Consider the following 17,296-nt stretch of genomic DNA (forward strand, 5'->3'; position numbering starts at 1 on the left):
TATCCCCCCTACTTCGTGTACTTAATTCTTGGATCGACGAAAACATATAATAGATCCACGATTAAATTTATTAGGACAAAGATTGCTGCAATAATCAAAATCCCTGACTGAATAACTGGATAATCACGGTAACCAATCGCATCATATAAATAGCGCCCAATTCCTGGCCAGCCAAAGATTGTTTCTGTTAGAATTGCACCGCCTAATAGCAATCCAGTTTGTAAACCAATTACGGTAAGGACTGGGATAACAGCATTTTTTAAAGAGTGCTTGTAAACAACCCAAAACATTCTAAGGCCCTTTGCTCTTGCTGTACGTACATAATCAGATCTCATTACCTCCAGCATCGTAGCTCGAGTCATTCTTGCGATAATTGCCATAGGAATGGTTGCTAGAGCAAAGCTTGGAAGGATCAGGTGCTTAATAACCGTGCCAAATTGGTCAAACCTTCCCTGTATGAGTGTATCTATTAAATAGAGATTGGTAATAGCGGAGACGGGATCTCGGACATCTTCTCGTCCTGTTGTCGGAAGCCAGCCTAATTCATTCGCAAATCCCCATTGCATCATTAAACCAAGCCAGAAAATCGGCAATGAAACCCCAACTAAAGCAAGAACCATTGCAACATAATCAAACCAGGATTTCGAAAACCAAGCACTAATAATCCCGGCATTTACACCAATGATAATCGCAATGAGCATGGCAACTACTGTGAGTTCGATTGTGGCTGCTAAAAATGGCCATACCTCATGGTTGATAGGCCCTCTAGTTCGAAGTGACGTTCCTAAATCGCCATGTAAAAGTTTATTAATATAATCCACATATTGTATGTACCAAGGTCTGTCCAAACCCAATTGTTTCGATAATACGGCAATTGCTTCCTTTGTTGCCCTTTGGCCGAGGATGACCTGTGCCGGATTTCCCGGGATGGCATGAATAATTCCAAAAACAACTAAAGTCATCCCAAACAAGACTGGTATTAATGAAAATATGCGCCGGACCGTGTATGTAAACATTCTTTTCACCTCTTTGTTAAAACTGATTCGTTAACAAAAGGGGAGGCACTGCTCCCTCCCCTTTCAATGATAATTATTTAAATTCAACTTTTGTCAGAGCTTCAGAGCCTGTTGGGTGTGGTAAATAATTTACTACATCCTTAGAAGCTGCTAACAATGGTGTTGAGTGAACAAGTGGAACCCAAGGAGCATCATCATGGATGATTTCTTGAGCTTGCTTGTATAAATCGTTACGTTTTGCTTGATCAGTTTCTGTCTGAGCTTTAATCAATACATCATGAAGGGCATTATTGCTGTATTGAGAGTAGTTGTTGCTTCCGATGCTATCTTTATCTAGCAAAGTATAAAGGAAGTTATCTGGATCTCCATTGTCACCAGTCCATCCAAGCATGAACATATCAAACTCGCCTTTTGCCGCTTTGTCTAAATATGTTGCCCATTCAACAGATTGGATTTTTGCTTTAACACCGATCTTGCTTAAGCTTTCTTGAATTACTTCTGCTACTTTTTGTGCTTCAGGCATATATGGACGCGCTACAGGCATTGCCCATAAATCGATTGAGAAGCCTTTTTCGTATCCAGCTTCTTTCAATAATGCTTTTGCTTTTTCTAAATCATATGGATATGGCTGGATGTCTTTATCATATCCTTCAATGGAAGGCGGCATTGGGTTAACAGCAGGAAGCGCTTTGCCGCCATAGAATGCATCAATGATAGCTTTTTTATCGATTGCATAGTTGATCGCTTGACGAACAAGCTTGTTATCGAATGGTTTGCGAGTTGTTGTTAAACCAATATAACCAACGTTCATAGAAGGACGTTCGATTACTTGTAATTTGTCGTTGCCTTTAACAGTTGCTTCATCAGAATTGTTTAATCCATCCATGACATCGATTTCACCATTGGCAAGAGCATTAAGTCGTGCAGTGTTTTCAGGAATAACACGGAAAATGACTTTGTTTAACTTAGGCAATCCTTTTTGCCAATAGTCAGGATTCTTTTCAAGAGTGATAGTATCGTTTTGCTTCCATTCTACGAATTTGAATGGGCCTGTTCCAACCGGATGGCTTCTGAAATCATCGCCCCATTTTTTCACAGCTGTTGGGCTGGCAATACCGAATGGAGACATAGCAAGGTTCTTTAAGAATGGAGCTTGTGGACGTTTTAAGACGAATTGAACGGTATTAGCATCGACTGCTTTCACTTCTTTAATAACGTGACCCTCATCCTTTTTAAATCCGCCAAACATTGTATAGTAAGGGAATTTGTCGGAATCTCCGTTCATCCAGCGGTCAAAGTTGAATACTACCGCATCTGCATTAAAATCTGTGCCGTCATGGAATTTCACTCCTTGACGAAGATGGAAAGTGTAAGTTAATCCATCAGGAGATACTTCCCACTTTTCAGCAAGTCCAGGATTGATGGTTGTATCTTGATCGCCATACTGTAACAATGTTTCATAAATGTTTTCTGTTACTTTGAAGGCTTCACCTTCAGTAGTTGTAATTGGATCTAATGAAGTAGAATCCCCGCCGCGGCCATAAACTAGTGTATCCTTTTTGGAACCACTGTTAGAAGCAGGATCTTTCTTTCCACCTGATTCATTATTCGTTTTGCTGCTACAGCCAACTAAAAACATACTGATGGCTAAAAGAGAAATCAACAGCAGTTTAAAAGACTTTTTCTTCATATACATTTTTACCCCCTAAATCTTTTTCTTATTTATCATGAATGCTGGCTATCATTTGTTATATAAATGACAGGCAACAAAATGACCGTTGAGATCTTGGTCTGTAGGTCTTGCCGTTTTACAAATATCCATTACCTGTGTGCATCTGGTATGGAAAGCACATCCTGATGGAGGATTTGCCGGGCTTGGCAGCTCACCTTCAATCAGAATTGTTTCCCTCTTAATATCTGGATCTGGTATCGGTACGGCAGAAAGAAGCGCCTTCGTGTAAGGATGCTTCGGGTTATCATAAAGCTCTTCACTCTCAGCTAACTCTATTAATCTACCTAAATACATAACCCCTACCCGGTCACTGATATGACGGACTACACCTAAATCATGAGCAATAAATATGTAGGTTAGCTGAAATTCTTTTTGTATGTCCTTCATTAGGTTTAGAACCTGTGCCTGGATAGAAACATCAAGTGCTGATACAGGCTCATCAGCGATGATCAACTTCGGCTTTGTCATTAAGGCTTTCGCAATGCCAATCCGCTGACGTTGACCGCCGCTGAATTGGTGTGGATATCGCTTGGCATGATAACTGCTTAAGCCTACCACCTCGAGCATATCTCTTACTTGCTTTTGGCGCTCTTCCTTTGTTCCAATCCCATGGACAATTAATGGCTCTTCTAATATTTGTTCGACAGAATGCCTCGGGTTTAACGAAGCATATGGGTCCTGAAACACCATTTGAATATCCCGGCGGATTTTTCTTAAGTCTGATTTCGACATACTCGAAATCTCTTTATCTTCAAAAACAATCCTTCCATCACTCGCTTCAATCAAGCGCATAAGCAAACGGCCTGTCGTTGATTTACCGCAGCCGCTTTCCCCAACAATGCCCAAGGTTTCTCCTTTTTTCACATAAAAAGAGACATCGTCTACCGCTTTGACTTCCCCTTGTTTCTTGCCGAAAAGGCCGCCAGTGATTGGGAAATATTTTTTAAGGCCATTTACTTCAAGAAGTAACTCTGACATTCTGGTCACTCTCCTCCTTCAATGTATGTAGGAAACAGCGCACTTCATGTCCGACATTTTCCATTTCAAATAAATCTGGTGATTCCACATGGCACCGTCCGAATGAGTCTGCACATCTCGCAGCAAATCGGCATCCTTTAAGGACGGTCCCTGGTGTCGGAACGGTTCCCGGAATACTGTATAGACGGTCTTTTTTTCCTCTTAAGTCTGGAACCGATTTTAATAATCCTTTCGTGTAAGGATGCTGTGGATCTTTTAGGATTCTTCTGACGTCACCTTGTTCCACAATTTGACCTGCGTACATAACAATGACTCGTTCACAAATTTCCGCTACTACTCCTAAATCATGGGTAATGAGAATAATCGAGGTATTTGTTTTCTTATTCAAGTCCTTCATTAGTGCAAGTATTTGTGCCTGAATGGTAACATCAAGTGCTGTGGTCGGCTCGTCCGCAATTAATACCTTTGGGTTACAGGCCATTGCCATAGCAATCATGACCCTTTGTCTCATCCCGCCGGACAACTGGTGTGGGTGTTCTTTCAGGATTCCTTCAGCCCTTGGAATTCCAACAAGCTTTAGTAACTCTATACTTCGAACGATCGCTTCTCTTTTTGAAAGATCAGTATGTAATCGAATCGCTTCCATCAGTTGATCTCCAATTGTAAATAATGGATTCAAGGATGTCATTGGCTCTTGGAAAATCATCGAAATCTGATTTCCGCGAATTTTTCTCCACTCTTTTTCAGAAATGTTCTTAAGGTCATTTCCTTCAAAAATAATTTCTCCATTTTCGATTTTACCGGGGGGTGAAGGAATCAGCCCCATTGTTGCTAGAGAAGTAACGCTCTTACCACTTCCCGATTCTCCTACAATTCCAAGGATTTCCCCTTCCTTTAATTCAAAACTTATTCCATCGACTGCAGGTAATAATTTTTTACCTGATTGAAATGAAACCTTTAAGTCTTTTATTTGAAGAATAGGTTCTTTAATCACATTGACACCTACCTATATATTAGGATTTTCTAATTATAAAGAAATATTCCAAAATAGTAAATTTTGAAACTATTCAATATATATTATTTTTGCTTTTTTATTGAAAATTGTCAATGGAAAAATTTTTTTTATATCAAATATGTAAAAAGAAAGGCATGAATCTTAGTATGGTAACACGTTAACGCGCTAAGATATCATGCCGAATTTATTTTTATATTTCACAAACTTTATTATCCTGCTTTCCAAAATTAGTATATTGTTATTTTATTTCTGATAGGGCAACTTCCTGATAGGTTTTAAAGAAAGTGTCACAGAATTTGTCCCATTCGGTTGCTGCTTCGATGGAAGCCTCACTTACTTCTCCTAAAACTGGCCTTTGCAGTAAATCTTCCAACTGCTCAGCAAATTGCCTAATTGTATCTTGAGATGCGCCTTCCAAGACATTACTCACAAAATCTCTCGGAGAATACCAATCTGCCACTCTTTGAAGATCACGATAAATTTGTGTTAACAAAAGGTTACGCGGTCCTTCCCACTGTTCATTTACCACAACGTCACGGAAAATCCGCGGCAGGGAAGAAAACTCCTCCATCACCCCGTGGCCTGCAAACATCGAAATGGCCTCCCGCAATATTTCAGCGCCTTCATTAGTGGCACATATTTTTTGCAGTAAGACAAGTTCCCTTAAGTTGAACAACTGTTTTCGCATTTCAATCGGGTGATTCGATTTTATTCCAGGATTTAGTGGCTTTTCTAGCTGTAAAAACAAATCATAAATTTTAAAAGCACCAGCAGTTGTGCGTTGTGCCGCATTCTCGATTCGTTTCAGCTTGCTCGCTGCCAGCGGGTATCCGCTCACTTTTTTCCCAAAAACTGTGCGGAAATCACTGTAGAGATGTGCTTCTCTTGATGCCCGCAGCATAAACCCTGCACAGGCAATACCGATTTCGAGGCGGGATAATGTTAAAACAATTCCTACAGCAACAGCGATCCCCTTATCTTTGGGTCCAATTGGATAGGCTAGTGCCCCATTGTATTGAATTTCGGCAGTTGGTAGTTCAGCCGTACCGAGCTTCCACTTAATTCGATTTATTTGGTATCCATTTCGTATTTCCTTCTCTTTATCACCTGGCAGCCAAGCCGGAACAATAAATGTAGATACTTTATCCGTACCCGAGATTTTAGCTGTAACAACGGAATAATCTGCATGGGCTGCGGAACAAAAGAATTTATTTCCATATAAGCGATAGTTGTTTCCATCCGGAACAGCTTCAAGTACATTGGCAGGCAAATCTGAGCCGCCCTGTATTTCAGACATAAACTGGGCGCCAATCGCAAACTCACCGTTTACTCCTTCTTTGGTGTGCAGTAATATTTCATGAAGTTCAGGATATTGTTCGTCGGGAAATTGCTCTAAGAGCGCTATTAATCCATGTGTACAAGTTAGTGGACAAGTAACACCGCCCTCGCCAATTTGATGGGTCAACATTCGCTTCACAAAGCTTTCCCAAGGAGCCATTTTACTAGAAAAAAGTCCTTCCCCGAACACTTCGCTTTCTAACTGATGGACTTCCAAAGGCCTGACAATGCGATCAATTCGATGATTAAAGGCATCATAATGAAGCATATATGGCCTTACCTCTGGCCTGGCAATCCGTTCAGCCAATTGATTCCATTTTGCCGAAACTCTTGGAGAAAAAGAAAGCAATTTCTCATGAACTTGTTCAAACTGGGAGCCAGTAAATTTCTCCACTGCTTTTAGTAAAATGGGTTCATCACGGTACCAATCAAGATTTTCACGTTTTGCGATGAATTCATCAAAAGTATACGAGTTTTTTCCTTTAACATTTGTCTCCTGGGAAGCTAAGTTCATTGAATTGGTCACTCCCTAATAGAAAAAATTTCATAATTTTCAGTATTATTATAATTGGAATTTTTCGGGAGGACAATGAATTATACTGCTTTATTGAAAAAAGAAAAAACCCTGTAAGAGCTATAAAGCTTTTACAAGGAATCTTAAAACTGTTTTTAACTTTGCAGACTCTGTCTTACGGGGATCGGATAAATATATTTCCCGATGAGTTTTGCTGGTACAGATATATCCATTATCTTCGCAATACAACTGCATTTTAGCAAAGCTTTCTGGTTCGTCATCGTAACTGCCAATGTGCAGCATTTGACAGCATAATCCATCAGTCATTTCACCGATCTCAGCCATATCCAGAAAAGGATTGGGCTTTTTCTTTTTCGTTTGCTCCAGAAATCTCTCAAATAATTCATTAGTTAAAAAGTCTGGCTGACGGATCATAATTGTATATTTGTAATTACTTTTGTCTTTTATCGGCTTTGACTTATCGATTAAATCCCATATTCCTTCAAGAGGGAAAACTGTATATTCATAATATCCCTCAGGCACATCCTTACTTTTATAAGACATTTTCACTGCATAACTAAGGCTGTACAATGCTTCTGTTGCTTTAGCAAAGTCCTCGCCGTTTGGATCCCCGGTACCATTAATCATGATATAAGGAATCGTTGGTATTTCAATAACCACTGGTGTAGTTTTTGGAAGGTAGATATTTTTATATGTTTTTTTATATTCTATTTTGTCGCCCACGATTAACGTCACCTTATTAATTTTATTTTTTCATCCCGGTATAAATGTGGATCGCATCTCGTAAAAATTCAGCTGTTCCTGGTTGTTCTTTATCGTAATAGGCTGTAAATCTTTCATCATCGACATACATTTGTGCGAGTCCTGCGTGGGCTTCCTTGCTGTATTCGTGCCAATAAAAGGTGAGCCATTGCTTATGGAGATCAGCTGCCTTTTGAGCTAGCTCTCCTGCCGGATCGCCTGTTTTAAAAGCTGCCACCAAGGTTTCCTGCACTTGTTCGGCCAGTTTGGTTACCTCATCATATTGCTCCTCAGTCATATTTTGCAGTTTGGCATTGGACTTCTCAACCGTATCATTGCCATATTTTTGGCGAATTTCCTTCCCGAATTTTTTTTCATTTTCATCAATCATTTTTTTCTTAAAGCCATCGAACTTTTCTTTATTAGACATTTTCATTCTCCCTTCTGATAATGCGATTGTTTTATCAACATTAGCAATTAATAAATCTAATTGTTCTCGTTTTTCGAGGAGCTTTTCCCGATGTTCTCTGAGTGCCTGAGCACCGTCAAAGGAAGGAGCGGTGACAATATCCTTTATGCTTTCTAAACCTACCCCTAATTCTCGGTAAAATAAGATTTGCTGTAGTCTGTCAACTTCCTCCTGACCATAGATTCGGTATCCTGACGAATTAATTCTTGCCGGCTTAAGAATTCCAATTTCGTCATAGTACCTGAGCGTCCTGGTGCTGACACCCGCGAGACTTGCTAGCTTTTGAACTGTATATTCCATTAGATCACCTCCTCAAAACTAACGATACACCTTTACGTAGCGTCAATGTCAATCACTATAATGCCTATTTTTTTTAATTAATAAATGAGTTCCTTTTAGAATTATTTGTCGAACACTTTTAATAATAATAGGTCTTTAATCCCTTTATAATGAGATTGGAGAAAAAATCCAAAAGTAAAGGGAGAATGCTTATGGCAAAGCTTTTAGTTATGTATGACCAACCAAAAGATCAAGAGGGTTTTGAAAAATATTATTTCAATGTACATATTCCATTAGCTCAAAAAATTCCAAACCTTAAAGGTGCAGAAGTCCACCGGGTATTACAAGTTCAAAATACAAACGAAAATCTTTATCTCATTGCTGAACTTCATTTTGAAAATCCGCAGACCTTGGCGCAGGGAATGGCATCTCCAGAAGGACTTGAAGTACAGGGCGACGTCTTAAATCTAATGCAATTTTTAAATAAGCCGCCAGTCGTTGCAATCGTCGATTAATATTTATTGTAAAAGATCCTTTTGTCTAGGATCTTTTTTTGTAATGGTTTGTCCCTTCTCTAGCATACATTTGTGTAAAAGGGGGGATTTTTTATTAATATTTCAATGTCTTCTAATCGAAATATCCGATATGCGGTAGCATTTGTTTTTATTACTTCCGGTCTTATGAAATTATATAATGGTGAATTAGCCAATCATTTTCTTAGCTTAGGACTTCCCTATCCTCAACTGATGTTAAAAGTTGTAATCCTGTTGGAAATCGTATGCGGGATTTTAATTCTGATCAATAAAGCTGTTAAAAATGCGACAATCCCTCTCATTGGAATTATCGTGGCAGCCATTCTATTAACTAAGGTTCCCCATTTACAATCGGGCCTGCTCCAATTTGCTTTTAATGCTAGATTAGACATTGTGATGTTACTATTACTAGTTTATCTGTACAAACGGTACCCTAGCTAATCTGTCCCTGTGTTAAAATAATAATATCCATTTATTATTTGGTGAGGGAACACACATATGAATTTAAAAGAAAAGGTAAGGAACCTCCCCTTAACCCCAGGGGTTTATCTTATGAAAGACTCTCATGACAATATCATTTATGTAGGAAAAGCAAAAAGGCTTAAGAAACGAGTGCAATCTTATTTTTATCATTCAAAAGCGCATCCTCAAAAAATCAAAAAACTCGTGTCTAACATAAGTGATTTTGACTATATTCTAACCGATACGGAATTTGAGGCCTTTATGCTCGAGTGTAAATTGATTAAGGACTTAAAGCCGCATTTTAATAGAAAAATGAAAAGCCCGCAAGCTTACACCTATATTAGGCTAAAAATATTTGAAGGAAAGCGGACACTAGAAATGACTAACTGTCGTGCTGAAAATGATGGGAACCTTTATTTTGGCCCCTACATTAACAAGCACACTGTCGAAAAAGCGATCCATGGAATCAAAGAGGCTTTTAAAATTAACTGCAGCAATCCTTTCATGAAAAACGGCCCGTGCTTAAACTACTCTTTAGGAATGTGCATGGGAATATGCCTTGGCGGGCCTGCCTTAGAACAGTTTGACCGGATTATGGACCAGGTTGTCGCCCTCCTCAAAGGTACGGACCTGAGTATACTTGAGGAACTGAATCAGAAAATGTTAGCCACTTCTGATAAATTTGATTTTGAGGCCGCCGCAAAATACCGGAACATTCTTGAAGCCATTAACGCAATTATATATAAAGAGCAGATCATTGAATTTACCGAGGAAAATAAAAATATTGTTGTGGTTGAGGCCATTGCTGATGATGTATTTAAACTATTTCTTATCAAAGGGAACAAGCTTTTATACAGTGAGATTTTGAATAACCCGAATACTAAGCTAGAGCTTGGGTTCATTAAATCCAAAATAATAACTTATTTTAAGGACAATAACCTTGGCCCTTCTCTGAAGGTTAGTAGGGATGAAATTGATGAAGCTCAAATCATTTATAGCTATTTGAATGGCGGCAATTGCAGTTTTCGAATTATTCCTGATAATTGGCTAGAAACTAATAAGGATATCTTAATTGGTAAATCACTAGAGGAATTATTTAATCAGGAAAAAGCCCTCGAGGTATAAAAATTGCACCGAGGGCTTTTTATTTTACTTATTTAACAGGTGTTTTACAGAATAAACCGGATGATACAACATCATCCATGGACCCGAATAGCGCATAACCGCCTTCATTTTTTCTCGGTATTTAGGTTTATAGCAATGAACTTTACAGTTTGAACAAGCCGTTTTATCTTCACCAAAACGACAAAATGAGAGTCTTAGAAGAGCATAGGTTTTTAATTCCTGGCATTCATTACACAATTGATCTTGATGATGCTTTCTGCGGCAATAAAACTCAATCATTTCCTTCACAATTGCTTTTTCCTTTTGGATATTGGGACCATTGTTTGGTTCTATTAATCGTGCTTTCATGTTAGTAAACCTCCTTTAGATTTACTAGAAAACATTCCACTTATTTAGAACATAACATAAAATTCCTTCTTTTCTCTGTAGGAATTTCAACAATTTCCGTAAACTTGATGGAGAGAAATTACATTTGTTCGTTTAATTTTGTAATAATTTTTTCGCAGATTTCATGTGTTTCCAAAGAATCCAGCGCGGTGATCATCGGTTTAGAGTTCTTACGAACGGAATCTATAAAATCGCCGACCATTTGATCAAAACCCCTTCTTAGTAACGTAGACTCCCAGTCCCCGATTCTCATTTCGATCTCCTCCATGTCCTTAGAAACCACCAGTTTTGAGACATTGTAGACCGTTCTTTTTTCAAATGGCCCCATTACCTGGGCTACTTCTTCGTTCGTTCCGTTATCCCTGTTCATAATTCCGATCGCTGTAGCACCATTTGAAATAAATTGAATCACAACATGGTAAAGGGTGTCCCCAACCATCCGACCATTTACAATTAACTCCTCTATCGAGTATGGAAATAAATATCGCATTGTGTCCACAACATGAATGAAATCATCAAATATAAAAGTCCTAATTTCGCTTGGAAGACCTTTACGATTTTTTTGTACAATCACCATATTTGGCTGTTCTACCTCTTTCAATTTCGTATAGGCGGTCGCATATCTTCTGTTGAACCCAGTCATAAGGATGAGATTGTTCTGCTCTGCCATTTCAACCAACCGCTTAGCACCGTTATAATTATCTGTAATCGGCTTATCCACAAACACATGAATATTATGGTTAAGTAGTTCCTCAACAATTTTTTCATGTGAAGAAGTCGCTGAATGAACGAATGCACCAGTAATTCCGCTATCAATCAAAGACTCTAACGTCGAATGAAGATGCTCAAAACGAAACAGCTGTCCAATTGTCAATAACACATCCTGGTTTCTTGTAAAAAAATGAAACTCAACCTCTTTCATGACACTATAAACAGGTAAATAAGCTTTTTGAGCAATATCTCCAATTCCAATTACTCCAATTTTCAACACTTAAATGTCCCCTCTCTGACAGTTGTATCTACAAGAGATAATACCATACTTTGTTATTCCACAAAAAAAAGGCTGTTGATCGAAAGTCAACAGCGATTTTGCTTATTTAAGAACAAGTGCTTCTTCAACTAATTCTTTTCTTTGCACCCATTTGAAATCATCAGCGATTTCATAGGATGCAGGAGTCATTTCCTTCAATTGTTCAAATGAGATCTCATCTTCCAATTCCACTAACCACAAGCGTCCTTCACGGAATTTAAATACCGCATATTCAGTAATGATCGTATCGACCCTATTTTTAGCAGTTAAAGGATAAGTGCATTCTGTAAGAATCTTCGGTTCTCCTTTAGGCGATAGATGTGTCATCGCCGCAATCACTCGTTTCGCCCCAATCACTAAGTCCATCGCTCCGCCAACACCGAGTACATCTTTCCCCGGCACAGCCCAGCTAGCAATATCGCCACCTTCAGATACTTGAAGGGCTCCAATTACTGTGGCATCCAAATGGCCGCCGCGCATAATAGCAAACGATAGTGAACTATCAAAGTAGGAAGCATGAGGCAACGCCGTAATTGGCTGCACACCTGAGGCGTTAACTAAGTCCATTTGATCTACATTTTGTGGAATCTGGTCAGGGTCAGGTTCTGGGCCTACCCCAAGAATCCCATTCTCTGAATGGAGCGTGATACGTCCCTTCGGTAAATAATCAGCAACCAAAGTTGGAATGCCAATGCCAAGATTCACAACCCCCGATGTTAATTCTTGTGCACAACGCCAAGCAATATAGTGCTTAATTGAGTCGCTCATTATATTTCCTCCCTTTTTACCACGATATCAACGAAGATAAATGGTGTAACAATTGAATCAGGATCAAGTTCTCCAATTTCAACAATTTCATCGACTTCCACGATGGTCAGTTTGGCCGCAGTCGCCATGACCGGATTAAAATTCTGTGCTGTTTTTTTATAAACTAGATTACCAGCTTTGTCGGCTTTATGTGCCCTAATAATCGCAACATCAGCCGTTAGAGATTGTTCGAGAACATGCTCGCGGCCATTGATAACGCGTGTCTCTTTCCCAATTGCCAAATCCGTTCCCGCTGCAGTTGGTGTAAAGAACGCAGGAATTCCCGCTCCGCCGAGACGAATAGCCTCAGTAAAAGTACCTTGTGGTAATAGCTCAATTTCGACGCTTCCTTCGCGGTATGCTTTCACTAACTCTTTGTTGGTTGAAAAGAAGCTGCCGACTACTTTTTTGATTCGATTCTGGACAAACAAATCATTTAGGATGGAAACACTGCCAAGGCTATTCATAATCAGCGTTAGGTTATTTATGTTCGTCTTGTTAATTAATGCTTTTGATAAATACCTTGGCATACCGGGAAATTCAAAACCGCCTACCATTATAGTAGCAGCATCAGGAATTTGTTTTACTGCTTCTTCCACGGTTAAAAATTGGACATCCGTTTGAATTTGAGCCATTGTTTCATTCATAATCCATTCTCCCTTGTAGTTATTTTACATTGATACTGACCGGTTGGTATGTTATTATTAAACAAAATAATAAATTTTCTGTCAATTGTTATTTGAATTATAATTTTTAAAATATATTTATAGACCTATAACTCTTTAATTTCCCACACTTATTTGATTAAAGCAGATTTTGTAAAACTAAAATTGTTTTTCATTTACACCATTTTTTTAAAATATTAATAATATAGAATTCGAGAAAGGATGAGAGTTAATGAAACTAGATCAAGTAACAAAGCAAATCTCAACACCATTAGATGCCCCAGCATTTCCTCGTGGACCCTATCGGTTCAATAACCGGGAATATTTGAACATCATTTACCGTACTGACAAGGAAGCATTGAGAAAGATCGTCCCAGAACCCCTGGAAATTGATGAACCACTGGTTAAATTCGAAGTAATCCGTATGCCGGATGTTACTGGCCTAGGATCATACACAGAGTCCGGTCAGGTTATTCCCGTTGTTTTCAACGGTGAAAGAGGTGACTATGTGCACTCCATGTATGTGGATAACCATCCAGCTATAGCAGCTGGCCGCGAGGTAGGAGCATACCCTAAAAAGCTAGGCAAACCGAGTCTATACATAGATTCAGATACTCTTGTGGGAACACTGGATTATGGAACTTTAAGAGTTGCCACGGCTACTATGGGCTATAAACATCAGCAAATTGATTTAGAACAGGCCCGTGAGGAGATTTGTAAACCGTATTTTATGCTCAAGCTTATTCGGGGCCAAGAGGGGAAACCGCGAATCTGTGAGCTTGTACGTGGTGAAATTACAGATATCACCATCAAAGGTGCCTGGACTTCCCCTGCCCGCTTGCAACTATTCGCTCATGCTCTTGCACCAATGGCTGATTTGCCTGTACTTGAAATTGTGTCAGCTTCGCATATTCTTACTGACCTTTCATTGCCACGTACAAAAGTTGTCCATGATTATCTTGCGGCGGAAGAGTCAGTTGGGAAAAAGGAATTAATTAGTCAAAAATAAAGGGACCTTTCAAAGCTGCTTTTTCTAAAAAAATTGACCCTCACAATGTGGGGGTCATTCTATGTTTGAGAATAACTAAGTTCTTAATCCTCTCTTCCTTCATTAAGTTCATCCATTAACTGCTTCGTCCTTTTCGCATTTCCTTCAGCAAAGTTTTCAAGCCGCTCCTTTAATTCGTCATCATCATGAACCCGCTCGGCCGTAATCAAATACGTCCTCATTAAGTCTTCTTCTACTTCTATCGAATGCTCAAGAACCTCTTCAAGCTTTTCCTTTTCATCCTTTTTATTGAAAAAATTCATATCCATGGAATAGCCTCCTTTTCTCGATTATTTTTTTCAATTCTATTCGGAGATATCCATTCAATACGAAAGTTGAAATGATTGCCGACTGTTAGTGAATCAATAACTAAATATAGAAATTTTATACCTAACCTAAATAAAATGAAGATTACCTTTCAAAAAAGTATAGTTAGAATATTATAAATAAATATAATTTTCTAATATTACAAAAATATTCTACTATTTTAACTCTCTTTAAGTAATATAAAATACATTTAGGTTTAACTAATCGGGCTGAAAGATTAAATTTAGCTGAAAGCGATACCACATGAAGGGCATGCGGTACAGACAATTGGTATTTAATAAGAGATTAATTATTGGAGGGGTTTCAGTGAATATTGAAAAACGAACAATAGAGTTTATACCCGAAGAAGAACGGCATGGTAGTGTTCGCAATTTGTTTACGATCTGGTTTAGCGCAAATATGCAGATTACAACACTTGTTACTGGAGCACTTGCCATTGAATTCGGTTTAACCCTTTTTTGGAGTATCGTTGCGGTTGTAATCGGAAATCTGCTCGGTGCAATTTTTATGGCCTCCCATTCGGTTCAAGGGCCAAAATTAGGAATTCCACAAATGATTCAAAGCCGTGCACAATTTGGGGTGGTAGGTGCAGTCATTCCTCTCATTATTGTCATACTTATGTACATTGGCTTTTTTGCCAGCAGTGGAGTACTCGGTGCACAAGCTATTAGCAGTGCATTTTCACTCCCGCTGAACTGGAGTATCGTGTTAATCAGTATCATAACTCTTGTGATTACGCTTTTCGGTTATGACTTAATTCATAAGATGGAGAAATATTTCGCCATTATTTTTGCAATCGTATTTGTTTTTGTAACAGTAGAAGCATTTCGTCTCCCTATGCCAGCTCATATTTGGGTACCTGGTCATTTTTCAGCAGGACCATTTTTATTAACCGTTAGTATTGCCGCAACATGGCAATTAACTTATGCTCCTTATGTAGCAGACTACTCAAGATACCTTCCAAGCAATACACCATCATCAAAAACTTTTGGATATACTTATGCTGGAACTGTAATTGGAACTGTATGGATGATGAGTTTGGGTGTTATTTTAACAGCACTTATTCCTAAATTCTTAAGTAACTCTAGTGCTGGTCTTGCAAAACTCGTTGGTCCACAGTTTGCTGTCATTATGTATGTAGTGATTGTTCTCGGGGTTTTAGCCGTTAACGTGCTAAACCTTTATGGTGCGTTTATGTCAATTACGACAACCTTAGAAGCTTTTACAAAATTAAAAGCAACAATGAAGGTTCGTTTTTGGTTGGTTTTTGTCACAGCTATTATTGGAACTATTTTAGCCATTTGGGGACATGGTAATTTTTTAAGTAATTTTGAGAACTTTATTCTATTACTTTCCTATTTTATGGTTCCTTGGACAGCCATTAACTTGATCGACTACTATCTTTTACGCCGCGGGGAATACAATGTATGGGATGTATTTGATGTTAATGGGCAGTATGGAAAATTTAATTGGGTTGCAATCATCGCTTACCTAATTTCTTTTATTCTAGAAATTCCTTTTGTGAATACAACCATGTATGTTGGTCCTGTCTCCAAAGCTTTAGATGGGACAGATATTGCTTGGATTATGGGGTTAATTGCTCCATTAGTTCTTTACTATTATCCAATGAGAAAGAAATTGAACCTATCTTTCGGTAATCATCCAATGGCAAATAAACCAGTGAATAAGTAAATCAAAAGGTAAGTGCATGAATAAAGGGTGATGCCAGGCATCACCCTTTTATATTTCACGTTGTTAAGTCCTTTTGATGCAATTCATTCCATTTCTTAACTAAGCGCTTCGGAGCCGCTCGTAAATAGGCTTCTTGAATTAGATCGGTCAATTCATTCCAATCTTCCTGATTCGGATTTTGAATAGATACCCAGCCGTGATGTCCTATATAAGGGGTTTTAAAGAAATGCTCCTTCTGTAGCAATAATTCTTGAGTTTCCCTATCTGACTTGAACGACAAGCTGAATCCTTTTTCACCTTCACCTGAAATCACGAAGGATTTTCCATTAACTTTAAACGTTTTGTGTCCAAAACCGTCAATAATCTCAACAGCTTCAGACAAAGTAAGACAAATATTTCGCAGATTTTCAAGCATGCCAGCCGTATCTTGTGATTTCATGTTTTTATTCACCTATCAACGACTCTATTTTGCATTCGCATCGGGTTGATGAATTCCGAATACATTGCCTTCAGTATCAATATAGTATCCTTGCCATGCCATTCCAGGCAGGGCGTACTTAGCCATTGCTACTTTGCCACCATTCTCCAGAATTTTAGATTCCGTAACATCGTAGTTTTCCACTCCCATTGTACACGCGTAACCATTTAGTGCTTGATTGGGTTCTGGTGGAGCACTTTGACGCTGCATCAAAGCTCCATTAATTCCTAGTTGATTTTCATCGCCAGTCACTGCTCCAAAGTAAGGCATACCTGCATAGTCACTCCAATCTTGAAATGACCATCCGAATACCTCTCCATAAAACTTCTTTGCCCGTTCCATGTCACTTACATGGATTTCAAAATGAACTAATCTTCCCATGTTCATCCTCCTATTTTCACATCAATTTTCCATTATATCATTTCGTTTATCCGCTTCCAATTTCCTCCCTATTATCGTGGAAAATAAGGAAAAATATTCAATTGTTATGAATAAAAGGAAAAAACCAGATTGTTAGTTGCTTTCTTAAAAAATGAGTATATCAACTTGAGGTTAGTTCAGATTCCATTTTTTTAAAGGCCTCTTCCTTTTTCTTAAGATTATTGAGGTTTTTGGTGTAATCCTTCGCATATATGATTG

Annotated in this window: 19 protein-coding genes; 5 read left to right on the plus strand and 14 right to left on the minus strand. The window is 38.6% G+C overall.

Features of this window, described 5'->3' with window-relative positions; all coding sequences use genetic code 11:
* Nucleotides 1-8: 8 nt before the first annotated feature.
* From ABES02_RS09855 to ABES02_RS09885, 7 genes are all read right to left on the minus strand, one after another.
* Nucleotides 9-1,016 (minus strand): ABC transporter permease, encoded by a 1,008-nt coding sequence (locus ABES02_RS09855; RefSeq protein ID WP_430133643.1) that lies wholly within the window; start codon nucleotides 1,014-1,016, stop codon nucleotides 9-11.
* A 73-nt stretch (nucleotides 1,017-1,089) separates the two neighbouring features.
* Nucleotides 1,090-2,706 (minus strand): ABC transporter substrate-binding protein, encoded by a 1,617-nt coding sequence (locus tag ABES02_RS09860; RefSeq protein ID WP_430133645.1) that lies wholly within the window; start codon nucleotides 2,704-2,706, stop codon nucleotides 1,090-1,092.
* Between the two features lie 51 nt (nucleotides 2,707-2,757).
* A complete protein-coding gene (locus ABES02_RS09865; protein ID WP_430133648.1) occupies nucleotides 2,758-3,726 on the minus strand; it encodes an ABC transporter ATP-binding protein in 969 nt (322 codons plus the stop codon).
* Nucleotides 3,707-4,720, minus strand: a complete 1,014-nt coding sequence (locus tag ABES02_RS09870) for an ABC transporter ATP-binding protein (RefSeq protein WP_430133651.1) — start codon at nucleotides 4,718-4,720, stop codon at nucleotides 3,707-3,709. The genes ABES02_RS09865 and ABES02_RS09870 overlap by 20 nt, the downstream gene beginning before the upstream one ends.
* Before the next feature lie 259 nt (nucleotides 4,721-4,979).
* Entirely contained in the window at nucleotides 4,980-6,593 is a 1,614-nt protein-coding gene (locus tag ABES02_RS09875) for an acyl-CoA dehydrogenase family protein (RefSeq protein WP_430133654.1), read from the minus strand.
* Nucleotides 6,594-6,713: 120 nt separating this feature from the next.
* Complete coding sequence (locus ABES02_RS09880) at nucleotides 6,714-7,337, minus strand: GyrI-like domain-containing protein (protein WP_430133657.1); 624 nt, start codon at nucleotides 7,335-7,337, stop codon at nucleotides 6,714-6,716.
* A 22-nt stretch (nucleotides 7,338-7,359) separates the two neighbouring features.
* Complete coding sequence (locus tag ABES02_RS09885; protein WP_430133660.1) at nucleotides 7,360-8,124, minus strand: MerR family transcriptional regulator; 765 nt, start codon at nucleotides 8,122-8,124, stop codon at nucleotides 7,360-7,362.
* A gap of 191 nt (nucleotides 8,125-8,315) precedes the next feature.
* Here ABES02_RS09885 and ABES02_RS09890 point away from each other — a divergent pair, with 191 nt between their 5' ends.
* The 3 genes from ABES02_RS09890 (at nucleotide 8,316) to ABES02_RS09900 (ending at nucleotide 10,223) form a co-directional block, all read left to right on the plus strand.
* Complete coding sequence (locus ABES02_RS09890; RefSeq protein WP_430133663.1) at nucleotides 8,316-8,618, plus strand: EthD family reductase; 303 nt, start codon at nucleotides 8,316-8,318, stop codon at nucleotides 8,616-8,618.
* 105 nt (nucleotides 8,619-8,723) lie between these two features.
* The gene (locus ABES02_RS09895) at nucleotides 8,724-9,077 is read left to right on the plus strand and encodes a DoxX family protein (RefSeq protein ID WP_430133666.1); all 354 of its coding nucleotides are present in this window, start codon (nucleotides 8,724-8,726) and stop codon (nucleotides 9,075-9,077) included.
* Nucleotides 9,078-9,188: 111 nt separating this feature from the next.
* Nucleotides 9,189-10,223, plus strand: a complete 1,035-nt coding sequence (locus ABES02_RS09900) for a UvrB/UvrC motif-containing protein (protein WP_430133668.1) — start codon at nucleotides 9,189-9,191, stop codon at nucleotides 10,221-10,223.
* 24 nt (nucleotides 10,224-10,247) lie between these two features.
* On the opposite strand, the gene ABES02_RS09905 is transcribed toward ABES02_RS09900, so the two are convergent.
* From ABES02_RS09905 to ABES02_RS09920, 4 genes are all read right to left on the minus strand, one after another.
* Complete coding sequence (locus tag ABES02_RS09905; RefSeq protein ID WP_430133671.1) at nucleotides 10,248-10,571, minus strand: nitrous oxide-stimulated promoter family protein; 324 nt, start codon at nucleotides 10,569-10,571, stop codon at nucleotides 10,248-10,250.
* A 118-nt stretch (nucleotides 10,572-10,689) separates the two neighbouring features.
* Complete coding sequence (locus tag ABES02_RS09910; protein ID WP_430133673.1) at nucleotides 10,690-11,601, minus strand: Gfo/Idh/MocA family protein; 912 nt, start codon at nucleotides 11,599-11,601, stop codon at nucleotides 10,690-10,692.
* 102 nt (nucleotides 11,602-11,703) lie between these two features.
* The gene (locus ABES02_RS09915) at nucleotides 11,704-12,408 is read right to left on the minus strand and encodes a 3-oxoacid CoA-transferase subunit B (protein WP_430133676.1); all 705 of its coding nucleotides are present in this window, start codon (nucleotides 12,406-12,408) and stop codon (nucleotides 11,704-11,706) included.
* Nucleotides 12,408-13,094, minus strand: a complete 687-nt coding sequence (locus ABES02_RS09920) for a CoA transferase subunit A (RefSeq protein ID WP_430133679.1) — start codon at nucleotides 13,092-13,094, stop codon at nucleotides 12,408-12,410. The genes ABES02_RS09915 and ABES02_RS09920 overlap by 1 nt, the downstream gene beginning before the upstream one ends.
* Nucleotides 13,095-13,344: 250 nt before the next feature.
* Here ABES02_RS09920 and ABES02_RS09925 point away from each other — a divergent pair, with 250 nt between their 5' ends.
* Nucleotides 13,345-14,121, plus strand: coding sequence for an acetoacetate decarboxylase (locus tag ABES02_RS09925; RefSeq protein ID WP_430133681.1), 777 nt, complete (start codon nucleotides 13,345-13,347; stop codon nucleotides 14,119-14,121).
* A gap of 83 nt (nucleotides 14,122-14,204) precedes the next feature.
* Here the strand turns inward: ABES02_RS09925 and ABES02_RS09930 are convergent, their stop codons facing one another.
* The gene (locus ABES02_RS09930; RefSeq protein ID WP_430133683.1) at nucleotides 14,205-14,429 is read right to left on the minus strand and encodes a hypothetical protein; all 225 of its coding nucleotides are present in this window, start codon (nucleotides 14,427-14,429) and stop codon (nucleotides 14,205-14,207) included.
* 364 nt (nucleotides 14,430-14,793) lie between these two features.
* Between ABES02_RS09930 and ABES02_RS09935 the strand changes: the two genes are divergently transcribed.
* Nucleotides 14,794-16,179, plus strand: a complete 1,386-nt coding sequence (locus ABES02_RS09935; RefSeq protein ID WP_430133686.1) for a purine-cytosine permease family protein — start codon at nucleotides 14,794-14,796, stop codon at nucleotides 16,177-16,179.
* Between the two features lie 55 nt (nucleotides 16,180-16,234).
* Here ABES02_RS09935 and ABES02_RS09940 read toward each other — a convergent pair whose 3' ends face one another.
* Complete coding sequence (locus ABES02_RS09940; protein WP_430133688.1) at nucleotides 16,235-16,618, minus strand: MmcQ/YjbR family DNA-binding protein; 384 nt, start codon at nucleotides 16,616-16,618, stop codon at nucleotides 16,235-16,237.
* Between the two features lie 24 nt (nucleotides 16,619-16,642).
* A complete protein-coding gene (locus tag ABES02_RS09945) occupies nucleotides 16,643-17,038 on the minus strand; it encodes a VOC family protein (protein WP_430133690.1) in 396 nt (131 codons plus the stop codon).
* Nucleotides 17,039-17,296: the final 258 nt, after the last annotated feature.

It is taken from the genome of Neobacillus pocheonensis (genome assembly GCF_050477905.1).
In the GTDB taxonomy this organism is placed as follows: Bacteria; Bacillota; Bacilli; order Bacillales; family Cytobacillaceae; genus Neobacillus; species Neobacillus pocheonensis_A.

Excerpts from the sequence above, each read along its gene's own strand:
- ABES02_RS09860 (WP_430133645.1), bottom strand. The coding sequence starts at position 2,706 with ATGAAGAAAAAGTCTTTTAAACTGCTGTTGATTTCTCTTTTAGCCATC.
- ABES02_RS09885 (WP_430133660.1), bottom strand. The coding sequence starts at position 8,124 with ATGGAATATACAGTTCAAAAGCTAGCAAGTCTCGCGGGTGTCAGCACC.
- ABES02_RS09905 (WP_430133671.1), bottom strand. The coding sequence starts at position 10,571 with ATGAAAGCACGATTAATAGAACCAAACAATGGTCCCAATATCCAAAAG.
- ABES02_RS09915 (WP_430133676.1), bottom strand. The coding sequence starts at position 12,408 with ATGAGCGACTCAATTAAGCACTATATTGCTTGGCGTTGTGCACAAGAA.
- ABES02_RS09900 (WP_430133668.1), top strand. The coding sequence starts at position 9,189 with ATGAAAGACTCTCATGACAATATCATTTATGTAGGAAAAGCAAAAAGG.
- ABES02_RS09865 (WP_430133648.1), bottom strand. The coding sequence starts at position 3,726 with ATGTCAGAGTTACTTCTTGAAGTAAATGGCCTTAAAAAATATTTCCCA.
- ABES02_RS09895 (WP_430133666.1), top strand. The coding sequence starts at position 8,724 with ATGTCTTCTAATCGAAATATCCGATATGCGGTAGCATTTGTTTTTATT.
- ABES02_RS09945 (WP_430133690.1), bottom strand. The coding sequence starts at position 17,038 with ATGGGAAGATTAGTTCATTTTGAAATCCATGTAAGTGACATGGAACGG.
- ABES02_RS09875 (WP_430133654.1), bottom strand. The coding sequence starts at position 6,593 with ATGAACTTAGCTTCCCAGGAGACAAATGTTAAAGGAAAAAACTCGTAT.
- ABES02_RS09940 (WP_430133688.1), bottom strand. The coding sequence starts at position 16,618 with ATGAAATCACAAGATACGGCTGGCATGCTTGAAAATCTGCGAAATATT.
- ABES02_RS09855 (WP_430133643.1), bottom strand. The coding sequence starts at position 1,016 with ATGTTTACATACACGGTCCGGCGCATATTTTCATTAATACCAGTCTTG.
- ABES02_RS09930 (WP_430133683.1), bottom strand. The coding sequence starts at position 14,429 with ATGGATATGAATTTTTTCAATAAAAAGGATGAAAAGGAAAAGCTTGAA.
- ABES02_RS09920 (WP_430133679.1), bottom strand. The coding sequence starts at position 13,094 with ATGAATGAAACAATGGCTCAAATTCAAACGGATGTCCAATTTTTAACC.
- ABES02_RS09925 (WP_430133681.1), top strand. The coding sequence starts at position 13,345 with ATGAAACTAGATCAAGTAACAAAGCAAATCTCAACACCATTAGATGCC.
- ABES02_RS09890 (WP_430133663.1), top strand. The coding sequence starts at position 8,316 with ATGGCAAAGCTTTTAGTTATGTATGACCAACCAAAAGATCAAGAGGGT.